The sequence below is a fragment of the Azorhizobium doebereinerae UFLA1-100 genome (assembly GCF_000473085.1).
Taxonomy (GTDB): Bacteria; Pseudomonadota; Alphaproteobacteria; order Rhizobiales; family Xanthobacteraceae; genus Azorhizobium; species Azorhizobium doebereinerae.
The window spans coordinates 154844-172233 of the sequence record NZ_AXBA01000004.1 but is presented as its reverse complement, the minus strand read 5'-3'; the positions used below and the strand labels follow the sequence as shown (position 1 = coordinate 172233).

Here is a 17390-nt window from a genome sequence, read left to right as displayed (position 1 = left end):
CGCACCGGCGCCGCCACAGGCATCAGATGTTGTCGATCTTCAGCACCGGCGCGGTCTCGGCGCGGATGCGCGCGCAGGCCGCGCCATCGGTGATCAGGTCGATCCCGTAGGTGGGGATCATCTCCTTCAGCTTGGGCAGCCACGCCGCATCGGTCAGCTCCGACGCGAAGCACTTCTCCAATACGCCGATGGCGATGAAGGTCGCTGTGGAGGCCCCCGGCGAAGCCCCCAGCAGCGCCACGATGGACTTGTCCGCGGCGGCCACCAGCTCGGTGCCGAATTCGAGCCGCCCACCCTCGTGCGCGTCGGGCTTGATGATCTGCACCCGCTGGCCGGCCACCGCATGCTGCCAGTCGTGCCGGGCGGCGGTGGGGAAGAATTGCTGGAGCGTGGCGAACTGGTGCTGGGAGGTCTGAAGCACCTGCCCGATCAGATATTCGCAGAGCGCCATGTTGTCCCGTGCCACGGCCAGCAGCGGCAGGATGTTGCCCGGCTCGACGGAGCGGAACAGGTCGGTCAGCGAGCCGTGCTTGAGGAATTTGGTGGAGAAGCCGGCATAGGGGCCGAACAGCAGGGATTTCTTGCCGCCGATGATACGGGTGTCGAGATGCGGCACGGACATGGGGGGCGAGCCCTCCGAGGCCTTGCCATAGACCTTGGCGTGGTGGCGCTCGACCACCTCGGGCACATCGCAGCGCAGCCAGATGCCGCTGACCGGAAAGCCGCCATAGCCATGGCCTTCCGGGATGCCGGATTTCTGCAGCAGTTCCAGCGCGCCGCCGCCGGCGCCGATGAACACGAACTTGGCGGAGACGGAGCGGGTCTCCCGGCTGGCCACATCCTCCACCTCCAGCCGCCAGCGCCCGTCGGCCTCGCGGGTCAGCGCCGTGACGCGATGCTTGTAGTGGATCGAGACGTCCGACAGGCCGGCGAGATGCCCGGTCAGCAGATGGGTGAGCGAGCCATAGTCCACATCCGTGCCGGTGATGATGCGCGTGGCCGCGACGGGCTGGCCCTCGGCGCGCCCGTCGATGATGATCGGCGCCCATTTGGCGATCTCGGCGCGATCCTCGCTATATTCCATGCCGTGGTAGCAATGGTGGGCCGACATGGCCTGGAAGCGCGCCTTGAGGAAGGCGACGTTCTCGGCTCCCCACACGAAGCTCATGTGCGGGCAGGGATTGATGAAGGCGCGCGGATCGGGAATGGCGCCCTTGCGCACCAGGTAGGACCATAGCTGGCGCGAGAGGTCGAACTCGGTATTGACCTTCAGCGCCTCGGAAATGTCGATGCTGCCGTCGGGGCGTTGGGGCGTGTAGTTGAGCTCGCAGTTCGCGGCATGGCCGGTGCCCGCGTTGTTCCACGAGCCGGAGCTTTCCTGGGCGCAGTCCCCCAGCACCTCGAACACCGTGATGGATAGCGAGGGCTCCAGCTCCTTGAGCATGGTGCCGAGCGTCGCGCTCATGATCCCGGCGCCGATCAGGACGATGTCGGGAGACGCGGAAGTAGAGGCCTGTGCCATGGTCAGTCTCCGGTCCGGCGGTCAGGCCGGGGTGCCTGTCGGGATGAAGGGAATGTCGGCCCCGGGCGCGAAGATCACATAGGCCCGCCGCCAGGGCTGGTCGTCCACCAGCTTCCAGCTATGCCCGCTGCCGGCGGTGTCCTCCGCCAGCAGGATGTCGCCGGGCCGGATGGTGAAATGCTCGCCGCGGCGGGTGACGAAATCGAGCGTGCCGCTCAGCGTGATGACGAACTGGCGGGCCGGCGCATCGTGCCAGTCGAACGTGCCGCCGGACTTCGTCTCGCGGAACGAGATGCTCACGGCGCCCGCCGTGGCGCTGAGGATGTCGCCGCGCGCGCCGCCGGAGAGGTCGATATGCCCCTCCTCGAAGCTGGAATTGCCGTCTTCTGCGGTCCAGATGCGGACACAACGGATCATGGGAACCCCTTCGGCACGAGGAATGGGACGGCGACAGGCGGATCGGTTCAGGCGCCGGCGAGACCTTTGCCGACCATGTTCAAGGGCTTGATCGTGTTGTCGAACAGCTCCTCGCTCACCTTGCCCGAGGCGAGCGCGGCCTGCTTCAGCGTGGTCCCATCGGCGATGGCCTTCTCGGCGATATGGGCGGCGTTCTGGTAGCCGATCACGGGCGACAGAGCGGTGACCAGCATCACGCTGCCCTCCACATATTGCTGAATCCGCTCGCGGTTCAGCTCCGTGCCCTCGACGGAATATTCGCGGAACTTGCCGCAGCCGTCCGCAAGGATGCGGGCGGAATGGAGGAAATTGTTGATGATGATCGGGCGCATGGCATTCAGCTCGAAATTGCCCTGCGATCCCGCGAACGCCACGGCGCTGTCATTGCCCAGCACCTGGATCGCGATCATCACCATCGCCTCGCACTGGGTCGGGTTGACCTTGCCGGGCATGATGGACGAGCCCGGCTCATTGTCGGGGAGCTTCAGTTCGGCAAAGCCGCAGCGCGGGCCGGAGGCCAGCCAGCGCATGTCGTTGGCGATCTTCATCAGCGCCACGGCGACGCCCCGCAGGGCCGCGTGCGCGCGCACGATGGCGTCGAGCGAGCCCTGGGCCATGAACTTGTTGGGCGCGGTCACAAAGGGCTTGCCGGTCAGGGCGGCGATCTGCGCCGCGACATCCTTGGAGAAGCCTTCCGGTGCGTTGAGGCCGGTGCCCACCGCCGTGCCGCCGACCGCCAGTTCATAGAGCCCCGCCCGGCTCGCTTCCACGTCGGCGATGCAGGCCCGCAATTGCCCCGCCCAGCCATGCCATTCCTGGCCGACGGTCAACGGCACGGCATCCTCAAGATGGGTGCGGCCGATCTTGACCACGTCCATCCAGCCGTCCGCCTTGCGCTCGATGGTGCCGGCCAGTTGCCCGAGCTGCGGAACGAGGAGCGCGTCGATGGCCGTCACGGCAGCGATGTGCATGGCCGTCGGGAAGGTGTCGTTGGAGGATTGGCCCATGTTGACGTCGTCATTGGGCCCGACCGGCTGCTGGGTGCCGAGCGTGCCGCCGAGGAGCTGGATCGCCCGGTTGGAGACCACCTCGTTGACGTTCATGTTGGACTGCGTGCCGGAGCCCGTCTGCCAGACATACAGCGGATAATGGTCATCGAGCTTGCCGGCGATGGTCTCGTCGGCGGCCCGGACAATGGCGTCCTTCTTCCAGTCCGGCAGGCGGCCGGCGGCATGGTTGACGAGGGCACAGGCTTTCTTGACGTAGCCATAGGCATGATAGACCGCCTTGGGCATGCGGTCGTCGCCGATGGAGAAATGCTGGAGGGAGCGCTGGGTCTGGGCGCCCCAGTACCGATCAGCCGGAACCATGACCTGGCCCATGCTGTCGAACTCCTGGCGCTCGCCCGTGGCGTCGATGCCGATCGGCAGGTCGCGGAGAGTGGGAGTGGCGTTTCCGTCCATGGTCATTCCCCCCGGTCAGTCTTATCGACTTACCTACCACTAGCCGCACGCCCTTGCCATCCCCTCGGGGCGGCGGGACGGCGGGTGCAGCACCCGTTGGATCGATTCCGTGCCCGAAAGGCCGCGCGATCCGCCCCGCCGGATCAGGGCTGCAAGTAGAGCGTGAGCCGGGCGGCGGCATTCTTCAGGTGCGTCTCCGCGGCCGCCTGGGCCTTGTCGGGATCGCCGCCGGCCACGGCATCGAAGATCGCCTGGTGCTCGCGCTGCACCGCCTGGGTCAGGCCCTGCATGCGCGCGGTGTTGGAGCGGGCGGCGCGGATGAAGGTCCGCACCCGCCGGTCGAGAAAATCCGAGAGGTCGCGGAAGAAGGGATTGCCGGTCGCCTCGACGATGGCGCGGTGGAAGGCCACATCCTCGTCCACCCCCGGATCGCCCCGGTCGATCGCCGCCTGCATGGCATCGAGCTGCGCCTGGATATGCGTCAGGTCCTCGTCGCTGCGCCGCACGGCAGCATAGGCCGTCGCCCGGGATTCCACCGCCATCAGCAGCTCGACGATGTTGCGCATCTCGTCCTTGTTGCTGAAATCGGAGATGTCGAGACGGAAGGAGGAGATGGCGCTCGGCTCGGCGACGAAGGCGCCCGCGCCCTGGCGGGTCAGCACGAGCCCGTCATGCTTCAGCCGCCCGACCGCCTCGCGCACGATCGGCCGGCTGACGCCATAGGTGCCGGCCAGTTGCAGTTCGGTGGGCAGGCGCTCCCCGGGACGCAGACGGCCCGAGGAGATTTCCTCCCGCAGCCGCTGCGCCAGCACATCGGCGAGGGAAGGACCGCGCCCGATGATGTCCTGCGACCGGCTCATCCTGCTCCCCTGACCATGGCGCGAACCTCCACCGCCGACTCAACTTGCAATATACAACCCTCCGTTGACGTGCACCGTCTCTCCGGTCACGAAGCTGGCCCAGTCCGAGCACAGGAAGGCGACCACCCTGGCCACCTCCTCCGCCGTCCCGAGGCGCTTCATGGGCGTCTGGTCCATCAGTGTATCGCCTTTGCGCGCCATCAGGGGGCGCACCATGGGCGTGTCGATGAGGCCAGGCGAGACCGCATTGACCCTGATGCGTGGTGCCAGTTCGATGGCCAGCGAACGCGAGAAGGACAGCACCGCCCCTTTGGCGGCGGAATAATCCGCGTGGGCATAGCTGCCGCGATGGCCCGCCATGGAGGCGAGGTTGACGATGGCACCCCCCTCCCGCATCAACGGCACCGCCGAGCGGCAGGTGTAGAAGACGCCGTCGAGATTGACCGCGATGCCGGAACGCCAATAGGCGTCGTCCATGTCGGCGGCGAGGCGCTCGCGATAGAGGCCGGCGGAGGTCACCAGCATGTCCACGCCGCCGAAGCGCGCCTTGGCGAGGCCGAGCGCGCGCTCGGCCTCGCCCGGATCGGCGGCATCCTGCCCCGTGCCCACCGCCCGCGTGCCCGACGGATCGAGTTCGGCGGCGAACGCCGCCACCCCCTCGGCATCGAGATCCGTAAGCACGCAATTGGCGCCGAGATCAAAGAAGGTGCGCGCCACCGCCCGCGAGATGCCGCCGTTGGCGCCGGTGAGGAACAGGGTCTTGCCGGAAAAGTCGAACATGGACGCCCCCTGCCTCAGGTCATCAGCCAGCCGCCGGCCACGTCGCACACCTGGCCGGTGACGAAGGCCGCCGCATCGGAGGTCAGAAACAGGCAGACGGAGGCCACTTCCTCCGGCGAGCCGAGCCGGCGCAGGGGCGTGACCGCGCGCACCGCCTCATTGGCTTCCGGCGCCGTGCCGCGCATCAGCGGCGTGTCGATGCGCCCCGGCGCCAGCGCATTCACCGTGATGCCGAACGGGCCGAGCTCGCCCGCCAGATGCTTGGTGAAGCCCACCAGCGCCGCCTTGGAGGCGGCATAGTGCACGGCGACGATGTCGCAATAGGTCCGCCCCGCCACGGAGGAGATGTTGACGACGCGGCCCCGGCCAAGATCGCGCATGCCCGGCAGCACGGAGCGGGTGCAATTGAACGCCCCGGTCAGGTTCACGTCGATCACCCGGCGCCATTCCGCCGGATCCATGGCGAAGGCATCCACCCGGCGGTTGTCGGCGCCGGTCTTGGGCGAGATGCCGGCATTGTTCACCAGCACATCAATGGGCCCGAGGGCGGCAGCCGCCTCGGCGACGGCGGCGGCAACCGCATCGAAATCAGCGACGTCGGCGGACACCGCCACGGCGTTCACGCCGCGGGCGCGCGCCGCCTCGGCGGCGGTGCGGGCGAGGTCGGGATCATGGTCAAGATAGGCGACGGCGGCGCCGGCATCGGCATGGGCGTCGGCCATGGCGCGGCCGATGCCGCGCCCCGCCCCGCTGACAAGGACGACACGGGAAGCGTGGCTGCTCATTTGCCGGTCTCCAGCATGATCTTTCCGAGATGGGCGCTCGATTCCATCAGCGCGTGGGCGGCGCGGGCCTCCGCCAACGGGAACGTCGTATGGATGACCGGCCGCACCGTGCCGGTGTCCAGCATCGGCCAGACATCCCCCCGCAGATGGTCGGCGATCGCCGCCTTGAGCGCGACCGAGCGGGCCCGCAGCGTGGAGCCGGTAAAGGTCAGGCGCTTCAGCATCACCGGCATCAGGTCGATATCCACCCGGCTCGGCTGAAGGAAGGCGATCTGCACCAGCCGGCCCTCCAGGGCGAGGGCGGCAAGATTGCGAGCGATATAGGGGCCGCCCACCATGTCCAGGATCACGTCCACGCCCCGGCCATCGGTGAGCCGCTTCACCTCCGCGACGAAATCGGCGGCCCGGTAATCGATGGCGAAATCGGCGCCGAGAGAGGTGCAGAAGGCGCACTTTTCGGCGGAGCCGGCCGTGGCGTAGACGATGGCGCCGGCCTGCTTGGCGAGTTGGATGGCGGTCGAGCCGATGCCGCTCGACCCGCCATGAACCAGGATGCGTTCACCCGCCTGCAACCGGCCGCGCGTGAAGATGTTGTCGTAGACGGTGTAATAATTCTCCGGCAGCCCCGCCGCCTCCAGGATCGACAACGGCTTCGGCACCGGCAGGCACAGGGCCGCGTCGGCCACGCAATATTCGGCATAGCCGCCGCTGATCACCAGCGCGCACACCGCATCGCCGAGCTTCAATCCCGACACGTCCGGCCCGAGCGCCACCACGCGCCCGCCGATCTCCAGGCCCGGCACGTCGCTCGCCCCGGGCGGCGGCGGATAGCCGCCGGCCCGTTGCAGGCAGTCCGGCCGGTTGACCCCAGCCGCGACCACTTCCACCAGCACCTGGCCTGGCCCCGGCACGGGAAGCGGCGCGCTCTCCAGGCGGATGACCTCCGGCCCGCCGGAGCCGTCGAAGCGCACCTGTCGCATGGTGGGGGGAAGATCGGGCATGGGCGTCTCTCCGATGCGGTTCTTATGGGGATGGGTGACCGCAATGTTGGCGAGCCTAGCGACCTCCAACTTGTCAGGCAACTTGGTTATCTGCACTATCCCTCCCAAGGTCGCGTTCGAGCGGCCACGAACGTCGCCGGCCAAACGGCGTCGCATGGAGGAAACGATGAGGAAGATTGCGCGGGCGGCGCTGGCTGCCGCCGTGGTTCTGGGCGCGTCTCAGCTGGCCGGACTTTCTCCCGCCGCAGCCCAGCAGAACATCAAGTTCGGCGCCCTCTATCCGTTCTCGGGCGGCCTCGCGCTGCTCGGCGACGAGAGCTTCCGCGGGCTGGAAATCGCGGTCGAGGAACGCAATGCCGCCGGCGGCATCAACGGCAAGCCGATCACGCTGGTGAAGGGCGATGCGGTCGATCCCAACCAGGCGGTCGGCGAGGCGCGCCGCCTCACCTCGGTGGACAATGTCTCGGCCATCTTCGGCACCTACTCGTCGTCCTTGTCGCTTGCGGCGACCCAGGTGGCGGAGCTGGCGGGCGTGCCCTATTTCGAGCTCGGCGCGGTCTCCGACCCGATTACTGAGCGTGGTTTCAAGTACGTCTTCCGCACCAATGCCACCGCCAAGGACTTCTCGGTGCGCATGGTCGATTCGGTGGCCGAGGCCATCGCCCCGGCGCAGGGCAAGCAGCCGGGCGAGCTGAAGATCGGTATCATCTATGAGGACTCGCTCTACGGCCAGACCATGTCCGGCTACCAGAAGGCGCGGGCCCAGGAGAAGAAGCTCAACGTCGTCGAGACGCTGCCCTATTCGGCCAAGTCGGTGGACCTGACGCCCGTGATCCTGCGGCTGAAGAGCGCCAACGTGGACGTGGTGCTCCAGACCTCCTACCAGAACGATACCGTGCTGTTCTTCCGCCAGATGAAGGATCAGGGCTTCAAGCCCAAGGCGGTGATCGGTGCCGGCGGCGGCTATTCCCTGCGCGACACCATGCAGGCGGTCGGGCCGGAGAACATGGAAGGCGCGCTGGACGTAGACTTCACGCAATACCGCACCAATCCGAAGGCGGCGCCGGGCATCGAGCAGTTCGTGACCAAGTACAAGGCCAAATACGGCACCGATCCGCGCTCCGGCCACAGCCTCGCCAACTACATGGGCGCCAAGGTGTTCTTCGACGCCATCGCGGCGGCGAAGACGCTGTCGGCGGACGCCATCCGCGCCGAGGTGATGAAGGTGGACCTGCCGGTCGGCAGCACCGCCACCGGCTGGGGCGCCAAATTCTCGGAGCAGGGCCAGAACACCCGGGCGCTGCCGTTCCTCATGCAGTGGCAGAACGGGGACCTCGTGACCGTGTTCCCCGCCGAGGCGGCCGTCGCCAAGATGAAGGTCGGCGTCGGCACCAACTGAGGACGACGGGCCGCCCCGGCGGCGGCCCGTCATCTCGCCCGTCAAGACAGACGTCCGCGCCATCGCGATCGTCCGGCCCGCGCCGGAGCGCGGCCGCGCATCTCATCCTCGCCCTGCCCTGCGCCTGGAGTTCGCGCAATGGACATCTTCATCCAGCTCGTGATCAACGGCATCCTGCTCGGCAGCATGTACGCGATCATCAGCGTCGGCCTGACCCTGATCTTCGGTATCGTCCGGGTCGTGAACTTCGCCCATGGCGAGTTCCTGATGGTCGGCATGTACGGCGCCTATCTGCTCGCCGCCAAGTTCGGCCTTCATCCCTACGTGTCCGCCATTCCCATCGTGCTGCTGCTGTTCGCGCTCGGCGCCATCGTGCAGCGCTTCATCATCCAGCCGCTGCTGTCCGCCGACGAGCACATCCAGATCTTCGCCACCGTCGGCCTGTCCACCGCGCTCATGAACCTTGCCCTCATGGTGTTCGGCGCGGATCTCTATTCCGTGCCGCCCTCCGCCGTGCAGCATTCGATCGCGCTCGGCGGCTTCACCCTGGTGATCGGCCAGGTGGTCATGTTCTTCTGCGCCCTGGCTTTGGTGGCGGGCCTGCATCTCTTCATGCAGGCGACCCCGCTCGGCCGCGCGATCCGCGCCACCGCGCAGAACCGCAACGCCGCCCTGCTCATGGGCGTGCGGGTGGACCGCATCTATGTCATCGCCTTCGGCCTCGGGGCAGCCTGCGTCGGCCTCGCCAGCGCGCTGGTGATGCCGCTCTATCCGGTGTCGCCCACCATCGGCACCTATTTCGTCCTCACCGCCTTCGTGGTGGTGGTGCTGGGCGGCATGCGCAGCATGTACGGCGCCTTCTTCGGCGCCCTGATCATCGGCGTGGTGGACAGCCTGTCCGGCTACTACATCGCGCCCGACCTCAAGGAGGTCGTCTATTTCGCCCTCTTCATCCTGATCCTGATCTTCAAGCCGACGGGCCTGTTCGGGCTCGGCCGCGGGACGGAGTGATCCCATGACCATCGGCGAGACCTCGCTCCCCACCGCCACGGCCAAGCGCCCTTCCCCACTCATGCGCCTCACCCATCCCCGCGTCTACTGCTCGCTGGCCGCGCTGGCCCTGCTGCTGCTCATCCCGCTGGTGTCGGGGTCGCCCTTCGTGGTGCATGTCTTCGTCACCATCTGCGTGTTCGCCGCCCTCTCCACGGCCTGGAACATCGTCGGCGGCTATGCCGGCCAGCTCTCCCTCGGCCACATGGTGTTCTACGGCATCGGCGGCTACACTACGGCGCTGCTGATCCAGCATTTCAGCCTGTCGCCCTGGCTCGGCATGTGCGTCGGCGCCGCCCTTGCGGCGCTGGTCGGCGTCGGCATCGGCTATCCGTGCTTCCGGCTGCGCGGACCGTTCTTCTCGCTCGCCACCATCGCCTTCCTGGAGGTTGTGCGGCTGCTGGCGATCCATTTCAACGGCGTGACCGGCGGCTCCGCCGGCCTCATCGTGCCGCTGAAGCTCGGCTGGACCTGGATGATCTTCCGCGAGAAGATCAATTATCTCTACATCGCCTTCGGATTGCTGCTGCTGTGCGTGGCGGTGTCCTACGTCATCCGCAGCTCCCGCCTCGGCTATTATCTGACGGCCGTGCGCGAGCGCGACGCCGCGGCGCTCGCGGCGGGCGTCAACAATACCAACGTGAAGCTGAAGGCGATTGCCGTCTCCGCCGCCCTCACCGCCATGGTTGGCGCCTTCCACGCCATGTACATGACCTTCCTCGAGCCGGCGACGATGTTCTCGCTGTCCACCTCCATCGAGGTGGCCATGTTCTCGCTCATCGGCGGGCTGGGCACGGTGGCCGGGCCGCTGCTGGGCACCGTGCTGGTGGTGCCGCTGGCGGAACTCGCCCGCGGTTGGCTGGGCTCGGCTGCGAACGGCCTGCACGGCTTCGTCTATGGCAGCGTGCTCGTGCTCATCACCCTCACTTTGCCGGGCGGGCTGGTGGGCACCTTCGGCAAGCGCTTCGCCCGCCTCATCGACGCCCTGCCCGGCGGCGGGGTGCGGGTGCCCGACCGCGCGGCGCCCGAGCCGGCGGCGATCACGGGGACGCCCGGCGAACCCGTGCTGGTCGCGGACGATCTGGTGAAGACCTTCGGCGGTCTGGTCGCCACCGACCATGTCTCCCTCACCCTGCGGCGCGGCGAGATCCTCGGCGTCATCGGCCCGAACGGCGCCGGCAAAACCACGGTCTTCAACCAGCTCTCCGGCTTCCTGGCCCCCAATTCAGGCACCGTCTCCATCGTCGGGCGCAACGGCGCGCGGGCCACGCCCACCACGCCGGACGCCTTCGCCCGCCTCGGCATCGGCCGCACGTTCCAGATCGTGCAGCCGTTCGGCAAGCTGAGCGTGCTGGAGAACATCATGATCGGCGCCTTCCTGCGCCATGCCGGCGTGGAGGATGCCCGCGCGGCGGCGCTGCGCGTGGCCCGCCTGGTGGGACTGGAGGATGTGAAGGACGTGGAGGCCGGCACCTTGCCCATCGGTGGCCTCAAGCGCCTGGAGGTGGCCCGCACCCTGGCCACCGAACCGACCATCCTGCTGCTGGACGAAGTGATGGCCGGGCAGAGCCAGGCCGACACCCAGCGCATGGTGCAGCTCATCCGCACCATCCGCGACCATGGCGTCACCGTCATCGCCATCGAGCACAACATGCAGGCCATCATGAGCCTGTCCGACCGCATCGCCGTCATCGATTCCGGCCGCCTCATCGCCGAGGGCAAGCCGCAGGACGTGGTGCGCGACCGGCGCGTGATCGAGGCCTATCTCGGGGAGGACTTCGTCGATGCTCAAGGTCTCTGACATCTCGGCGGGCTATGGGCGCACGGTCATCCTCCAGGATGTGTCCATCCGCGTCGGCGCGGGCGAGGTGGTGACCATCATCGGCTCGAACGGCGCGGGCAAGACCACCCTGCTGCGCGCCATCTCGGGGCTGGTGAAGCCGAGCCGGGGCGCGATCACCTTCAATGGCGAGCGCATCGACACCCTCGCCCCGGCCGACATCGTCGGGCGCGGGCTGGTGATGGTGCCCGAGGCGCGCCAGCTCTTCCCGGTCATGACCGTGAAGGACAATGTCCTGATGGGCTGCTACCACCCGAAGGCGCGCGAAGGCGCCGCCCGCCGGCTGGAGGAGGTGCTCGACATCTTCCCGCGCGTGCGCGAGCGCCTCGACCAGCTCGCCGGCTCCCTGTCCGGCGGCGAGCAGCAGATGGTGGCCATCGCCCGCGGCCTGATGGCCAACCCCAAGCTGCTGATGCTGGACGAGCCCTCTCTCGGCCTCGCGCCCATCATCGTCCAGCAGATGTTCGACGTGCTCGACCGCATCTGCCGGATGGGCACCACCGTGCTGCTGGTGGAGCAGAAGGCCTTCCACGCCTTGAAGGTGGCCGACCGCGCCTATGTGCTGGAGAGCGGCCACATCGCCATCGAGAACACCGGCCCCGGCCTCCTGGCCGATCCGCACATCAAGACCGTCTACCTCGGCATCTGAGAGGCGCGAGCAAACCCATGAACGAAATCACGGGCCACACCCGGCTCTTCGGCATCCTGGCCGACCCCATCCACCATGTGCGCACGCCCCAGGCTCTCAACGCCCTGATGCAAGCGCGCGGCTACGACGGCGTTCTGGTGCCCCTGCACGTGGCGCCGGACGACCTTGCCACAGCAATTGCCGGACTGCGCCGGCTGCGCAACCTCGGCGGCCTCATCGTCACCGTGCCGCACAAGACCGCCATCCTCGATCTCTGCGACGAGGTCACGGACAATGCCCGCCGCATCGGCGCGGTGAACACCGTCCGCCGCATGCCGGACGGGCGGCTCGTCGGCGAGATGCTGGACGGGAAAGGCTTCGTCGCCGGCCTGCGCAAGGCCGGCATCGAGCCCGCCGGCCGCAGCGCCTATCTGGCCGGCGCCGGCGGGGCGGCCAATGCCATCGCCTTTGCTCTCGCCGAGGCCGGCGTGAGCCGCCTGACCATCGCCAACCGCACCCGCGCCAAGGCCGAGGATCTCGCCGGACGGCTTGCCGGCGCCTTCCCGGCCCTCCCGGTCACCATCGGCACGCCTGACCCCTCCGGCCACGATCTGGTGGCCAACGCCACCTCCCTCGGCCTGAAGGACGGCGATCCCCTCCCGCTCGATGCGGACCGTCTGTCCGACGACCAGATCGTCGCGGAGATCATCATGCAGCCGGAGACCACCGCCCTCCTCGCCGCAGCCTCCGCACGGGGCTGCCGGACCCACCAAGGCCATCCGATGCTGGCCTGCCAGCTCGACCTGATGGCCGATTTCGTGGGCATGCGGCCATGAACCCGACGACCTCCGTCCCCGCCGCAGGACGCCTCGCCGGCCGCTGCGCCCTCATCACCGGCGGCGCGTCGGGCATCGGCCTTGCCGTCTGCCGCGCGCTGCGCGCCGAAGGCGCATCGCTGGTGCTACTCGACCCCGACCCGAAAGCCGAAGACGTCGCTGCCGATCTGGGCGAGACGGTCGCCGTGCATGGCTCGGTCGCCGTGCGCGCCGACGTTGCCGCGGCCTGCGATACGGCCCTCGCCCGCTTCGGCCGGCTCGACATCGCGCTCGCCAATGCGGGCGTATCGCAGAACCAGCCGACGCTGGACGTCACCGATGCCGACTGGCAGCGCGTGATGGACGTGAACCTCACCGGCGTGTTCCTCACCGCGCAGGAGGCGGCACGGCGAATGCTGCCGCAAGGGCGCGGCGTCATCCTGCTCATGGCCTCCATGTATGGCGTCGTCGCAGCGCCCGAGCGCGTGGGCTACTGCGTCTCCAAGGCCGGCGTCGCCATGATGGCGAAGACGCTGGCGGTCGAGTGGGCTGCCCAGGGGGTGCGCGTCAACGCCATCGCGCCCGGCTATGTGCGCACGCCGTTCCTGGACGACCTTGCCGCCCGGGGACGCGTGGACCTGGAGCGGCTGCGGCACCGCACCCCCATGGGGCGGCTCGTCGCCGTCGAGGAGGTGGCGGACGCTGCCGTCTTCCTCGCCTCCGACCAAGCCTCCGCCATCACCGGGCATGTGCTCGGCGTCGACGGCGGCTGGGCCGCCTACGGATATCTCTGAGCGAAAGAGGAGCGCCCACAGCGCTCCGGGAGACGCCATGCCCGACCGCATCGAACTCACCGCCGCCGCGCCCTGGATCGAGTTGCGCAGCACCCAGGCCGACTGGCAGCAGGCCGACCCGGCCCTGCTCGGCGAACTGCTGACGCAGATGAGCCTCATCCGCGCCTTCGAGGAATCCGTGCTGGAACTGGCGGGAGAAGGCCTCGTGCACGGCCCCGCCCATTCCTCCATCGGCCAGGAGGGCGGCGCCGCCGGCTCCATCGTCGGGCTGCGCCCCACGGATCAGGTCAACGGCTCCCACCGCGGCCACCACCAGTTTCTCGCCAAGGCGCTGGCCTATGTGGCGCCGGAGCTGGATCCCAAGGCGGATTTCTCGGAGGCGACGCGCTCCCTGCTCCACCGCTCCCTCGCGGAGATCCTCGGCCTTGAACCGGGCTTCGGCCACGGTCGGGGCGGCTCCATGCACCTGCGCTGGGGCGAGGCCGGCGCCATCGGCACTAACGCCATCGTCGGCGGCGGCGTGCCGCTGGCGGCGGGCGCAGCCATGGCCCACAAGCTCGCCGGCACCGGGGACGTCGCCATCAGCTATTTCGGCGACGGCGCGGTCAATATCGGCGCGGTGCAGGAGACCATGAACCTCGCCGCCGCCTGGTCCCTGCCGCTGATGTTCTTCATCGAGAACAACGGCTACGCCGTGGCGACCACCGTGGCGGAAGCAACGCGCGACCCGCGCCTGTCCGGCCGTGGTCCCGCGTTCGGCATCCCTTCCTGGCGCGTGGACGGCATGGACCCGCTGGCGGTCCACCTCGCCACGCAGGAGGCGCTCGCCCACATGCGGGCGGGCCATGGGCCGACGGTCATCGAAGCCGAGGTCTATCGCTATTTCCACCAGAACGGCCCCCTGCCCGGCTCCGCCTTCGGCTATCGAACGAAGGAGGAAGAGAGCGCCTGGCGGGCTCGCGACCCCATCGACCGCACCGGCCGCGTGCTGGTGCAGCGGGGCGTTCTCAGCCCGGACGAGGTGGACGGGCTGCGCGCGCGCTGCAAGGACATCATGGCCGAGGTGGCCGCCCGGCTCGTGGAGCCGGAGGGCAACAAGCGGCGCATCCGCCCGGCGCTCTGGCCGGACGTGGGCTTCGTCGATGCCGGCATCCGCGGCGATCTCTCGGAACTCGCCGGCGCGCGCCGGCAGGAGGCAGACACCTTCACCGGCCCGTTGGTGGAGCGCAAGTTCGTGGACGCCATCGCCGACGTGCTGCACCGTCGCTTCGAGACCGACGGCCGGCTGGTCATCATGGGTGAGGACATCCACAAGCTGAAGGGCGGCACCAACGGCGCCACCCGCGGGCTCGCCGCGGCCTTTCCCGGCCGGGTATTCGGCACGCCCATCAGCGAGGGCTCGTTCGCGGGCCTTGCCGGCGGCCTCGCGATGGACGGCCGCTACCGGCCGCTGGTGGAATTCATGTATCCGGATTTCATGTGGGTGGCCGCTGATCAGGTGTTCAACCAGATCGGCAAGGCCCGCCACATGTTCGGTGCCGACGTCGATGTGCCGCTGGTGCTGCGCACCAAGATCGCCATGGGCACCGGCTACGGCTCGCAGCACTCCCTCGACCCTGCCGGCATGTTCGCCACTTCCGCCGGCTGGCGCATCGTCGCCCCCTCGACGCCCTTCGATTATGTGGGCCTGATGAACGCGGCCCTCGCCTGCAACGACCCGGTGCTGGTGATCGAGCATGTGGACCTCTACCAGACCATGGGCCAGGTGCCGGTGGACGATCTCGACTATGTCATCCCGCTCGGCCAGGCCCGTGTGGTGCGTGCGGGCTCCGAGCTGACCATTCTCACCTATTCCGCCATGGTGGCGCGAAGCCTGGAGGCGGTGGAACAGCTCGGCCTCGACGCGGAAATCATCGACCTGCGCACCCTCGATCGCGCTTCGCTGGACTGGGACACCATCGGCGAGAGCATCCGCAAGACCAACAATGTCGTCATCGTCGAGCAGGGCTCGGCGGGCACCTCCTACGGCGGCTTCCTCGCCGACGAGATCCAGCGCCGCTATCTGGACTGGCTGGACCAGCCCATCCAGCGGGTGCACGGCAAGGAAGCCTCGCCCACCATCTCCAAGGTGCTGGAGCGCGCGGCCTTCGCCGGCACGCGGGAAGTGGTGGACGGGCTGGCGCTGGCCATGGCGTCCAAGGGCGCGCCGCTGCCGCCAGCCCTCATCGCGGGTGCCGGATCGTGACCGGCCGAGACGGCACGCCACACTGTTTTTACCCGCCTGGGATCGTGTCGGAAGCGCGCGCGTGTCCCAGACGGGCAGTGCGATCCGGGCATGGGTTGCCGGCGGACGCCCTGTGACCGGCCCTTCATACGACGAGCATGAGATGGATACGTTCGACTACATCATCGTCGGCGGCGGCACCGCGGGATGCATCCTGGCGGCGCGGCTCTCGGAAGACAGCCGACGCAGCGTCCTGCTGATCGAGGCGGGCGGCCCGGACAACGGCTTCTGGATTCCGATTCCCGCCGGCTTCGGCAAGCTTCTGAGCGGCTCCGCCTTCAACTGGCGCTTCACCACGGCACCGGAGGCGAATACGGGCAACCGTGAGATCGTAGTGCCGCGCGGCAAGGGCCTCGGCGGCTCGACCCTCATCAACGGCATGATCTTCGTCCGCGGCCAGCCGCAGGACTTCGACGGCTGGGCGCAGATGGGCGCTACCGGCTGGAGCCACGCCGACGTGCTGCCCTACTTCAAGCGGCTAGAGACCTTCGCCGGCCCTGATGCCGACCCCGCCACACGCGGCCTCGACGGCCCCATGAGCGTGGTGCGCGTGGCCGAGCGGCCGGTGCTTTCGGAAGCCTTCCTCGCCGCCGCCCAGCAGGCCGGCTTCCCGCTCAACCCCGACTATAACGGACCGGACCAGAACGGCTTCGGCTACTATCAGGTGAACCAGAAGAACGGCCGGCGCTGGACCGTGATGGACGCCTATCTGCGTCCGGCCATGGGCCGCCCGAACCTCAAGGTGGTGACCCACGCCCATGTGACCCGGCTGGACTTCGACGGCCGGCGCGCCACCGGCGTCGCCTACACGATGGCGGGCTCCGTACGCAGGGCCACGGCACGGGCCGAAGTGATCCTCACCGCGGGTGCGGTCCAGACCCCGCAACTGCTGGAACTCTCCGGCATCGGCGACCCAGCGACGCTGCGCGCGGCCGGCCTGCCGGTGTTCCATGCCCTGCCGGGCGTGGGCAACAATTACCGCGACCACTTCGCCACGCGGATGAACTGGCGCGTGAAGCAGCCCATCACCCTCAACGAACAGACGAGGGGGCTGCATCTGGCCCGCGCCGTCGCGCAATATTTCCTCACCCGCACCGGCATCCTCACCCTCGGCACCGGCCTTGCCCATGGCTTCGTGAAGACGCGGCCGGAACTTGAGACCCCGGATGTCCAATATTTCTTCATGCATGCGAGCTACGCGAACGCAGCCGACCGCGCCCTCGACCGCCTTCCCGGCATGACCATCGGCGTGGCCCAGCTCCGCCCGCAGTCGATCGGCTCGATCCACGCAGTCAGTCCCGACCCCTTGGTGCAACCCGCCATCCGGCCCAATTTCCTTGCCGTCCCGGAAGACCAGGACAGCCTCGTGGGCGGCATGAGGATCGCCCGCTCCATCATCAGGCAGGCAGCCATGGATCCCTACCGGGACCATGAGATGAACCCCGGCGCGGAGGTTGAGAGCGATGCCCAATGGCTCGACTTCGCCCGCCGGACCGGCCAGACCATCTATCACCCCGTCGGCACCTGCGCGATGGGCACGTGTCCGGCTTCGGTCGTCGATCCCCGGCTGCGCGTGCACGGCATCGAGCGCCTGCGGATTGTCGATGCCTCGATCATGCCGACGCTGGTGTCGGCCAACACCCAGGCGGCCGTCATGATGATCGCCGAGAAGGCCGCCGACCTGATCCGCGCCGACGCGTCGGCTTAGGCGGT

15 protein-coding genes are annotated in these 17390 nt (G+C 68.5%); 8 read left to right on the top strand and 7 right to left on the bottom strand.

The window, feature by feature from the left end; translation table 11 throughout:
- Positions 1 to 22 precede the first annotated feature (22 nt).
- The 7 genes from mqo to YU1_RS0105910 form a co-directional block, all read right to left on the bottom strand.
- On the bottom strand, positions 23 to 1522 hold the full coding sequence (gene mqo / locus YU1_RS0105940; RefSeq protein ID WP_029003282.1) for a malate dehydrogenase (quinone): 1500 nt from the start codon (positions 1520 to 1522) through the stop codon (positions 23 to 25).
- Between the two features lie 21 nt (positions 1523 to 1543).
- Positions 1544 to 1939 carry an AraC family ligand binding domain-containing protein gene (locus YU1_RS0105935; protein ID WP_029003281.1) on the bottom strand — a complete coding sequence of 132 codons (396 nt, stop codon included), beginning with the start codon at positions 1937 to 1939 and terminating at the stop codon, positions 1544 to 1546.
- Positions 1940 to 1986: 47 nt separating this feature from the next.
- A complete protein-coding gene (fumC, locus tag YU1_RS0105930) occupies positions 1987 to 3447 on the bottom strand; it encodes a class II fumarate hydratase (RefSeq protein WP_029003280.1) in 1461 nt (486 codons plus the stop codon).
- A gap of 137 nt (positions 3448 to 3584) precedes the next feature.
- Positions 3585 to 4301 carry a FadR/GntR family transcriptional regulator gene (locus YU1_RS0105925; RefSeq protein ID WP_029003279.1) on the bottom strand — a complete coding sequence of 239 codons (717 nt, stop codon included), beginning with the start codon at positions 4299 to 4301 and terminating at the stop codon, positions 3585 to 3587.
- Between the two features lie 39 nt (positions 4302 to 4340).
- Positions 4341 to 5081: an SDR family NAD(P)-dependent oxidoreductase gene (locus tag YU1_RS0105920; protein ID WP_029003278.1), complete on the bottom strand. Its 741-nt coding sequence runs from the start codon at positions 5079 to 5081 to the stop codon at positions 4341 to 4343.
- A 14-nt stretch (positions 5082 to 5095) separates the two neighbouring features.
- Positions 5096 to 5866 (bottom strand): SDR family oxidoreductase, encoded by a 771-nt coding sequence (locus tag YU1_RS0105915; protein WP_029003277.1) that lies wholly within the window; start codon positions 5864 to 5866, stop codon positions 5096 to 5098.
- Positions 5863 to 6867 carry an NAD(P)H-quinone oxidoreductase gene (locus YU1_RS0105910; RefSeq protein ID WP_029003276.1) on the bottom strand — a complete coding sequence of 335 codons (1005 nt, stop codon included), beginning with the start codon at positions 6865 to 6867 and terminating at the stop codon, positions 5863 to 5865. Before YU1_RS0105910 ends, YU1_RS0105915 begins: the two co-directional genes overlap by 4 nt.
- A 166-nt stretch (positions 6868 to 7033) precedes the next feature.
- On the opposite strand from YU1_RS0105910, the gene YU1_RS0105905 reads away from it, so the two are divergent.
- The 8 genes from YU1_RS0105905 (at position 7034) to YU1_RS0105870 (ending at position 17385) form a co-directional block, all read left to right on the top strand.
- Positions 7034 to 8266 (top strand): ABC transporter substrate-binding protein, encoded by a 1233-nt coding sequence (locus YU1_RS0105905; RefSeq protein ID WP_029003275.1) that lies wholly within the window; start codon positions 7034 to 7036, stop codon positions 8264 to 8266.
- 138 nt (positions 8267 to 8404) lie between these two features.
- Positions 8405 to 9277: a branched-chain amino acid ABC transporter permease gene (locus tag YU1_RS0105900; RefSeq protein WP_029003274.1), complete on the top strand. Its 873-nt coding sequence runs from the start codon at positions 8405 to 8407 to the stop codon at positions 9275 to 9277.
- 4 nt (positions 9278 to 9281) lie between these two features.
- The gene (locus tag YU1_RS0105895) at positions 9282 to 11117 is read left to right on the top strand and encodes a branched-chain amino acid ABC transporter ATP-binding protein/permease (protein WP_084539690.1); all 1836 of its coding nucleotides are present in this window, start codon (positions 9282 to 9284) and stop codon (positions 11115 to 11117) included.
- On the top strand, positions 11101 to 11805 hold the full coding sequence (locus tag YU1_RS0105890) for an ABC transporter ATP-binding protein (protein WP_029003272.1): 705 nt from the start codon (positions 11101 to 11103) through the stop codon (positions 11803 to 11805). The genes YU1_RS0105895 and YU1_RS0105890 overlap by 17 nt, the downstream gene beginning before the upstream one ends.
- 17 nt (positions 11806 to 11822) lie before the next feature.
- Positions 11823 to 12620, top strand: a complete 798-nt coding sequence (locus tag YU1_RS0105885; protein WP_029003271.1) for a shikimate dehydrogenase family protein — start codon at positions 11823 to 11825, stop codon at positions 12618 to 12620.
- Positions 12617 to 13393: an SDR family NAD(P)-dependent oxidoreductase gene (locus tag YU1_RS0105880; RefSeq protein WP_029003270.1), complete on the top strand. Its 777-nt coding sequence runs from the start codon at positions 12617 to 12619 to the stop codon at positions 13391 to 13393. Before YU1_RS0105885 ends, YU1_RS0105880 begins: the two co-directional genes overlap by 4 nt.
- 37 nt (positions 13394 to 13430) lie before the next feature.
- Positions 13431 to 15638 carry an alpha-ketoacid dehydrogenase subunit alpha/beta gene (locus YU1_RS0105875; RefSeq protein WP_029003269.1) on the top strand — a complete coding sequence of 736 codons (2208 nt, stop codon included), beginning with the start codon at positions 13431 to 13433 and terminating at the stop codon, positions 15636 to 15638.
- A gap of 142 nt (positions 15639 to 15780) precedes the next feature.
- Positions 15781 to 17385, top strand: a complete 1605-nt coding sequence (locus YU1_RS0105870) for a GMC family oxidoreductase (protein WP_029003268.1) — start codon at positions 15781 to 15783, stop codon at positions 17383 to 17385.
- The last annotated feature ends 5 nt before the right edge of the window (positions 17386 to 17390 follow it).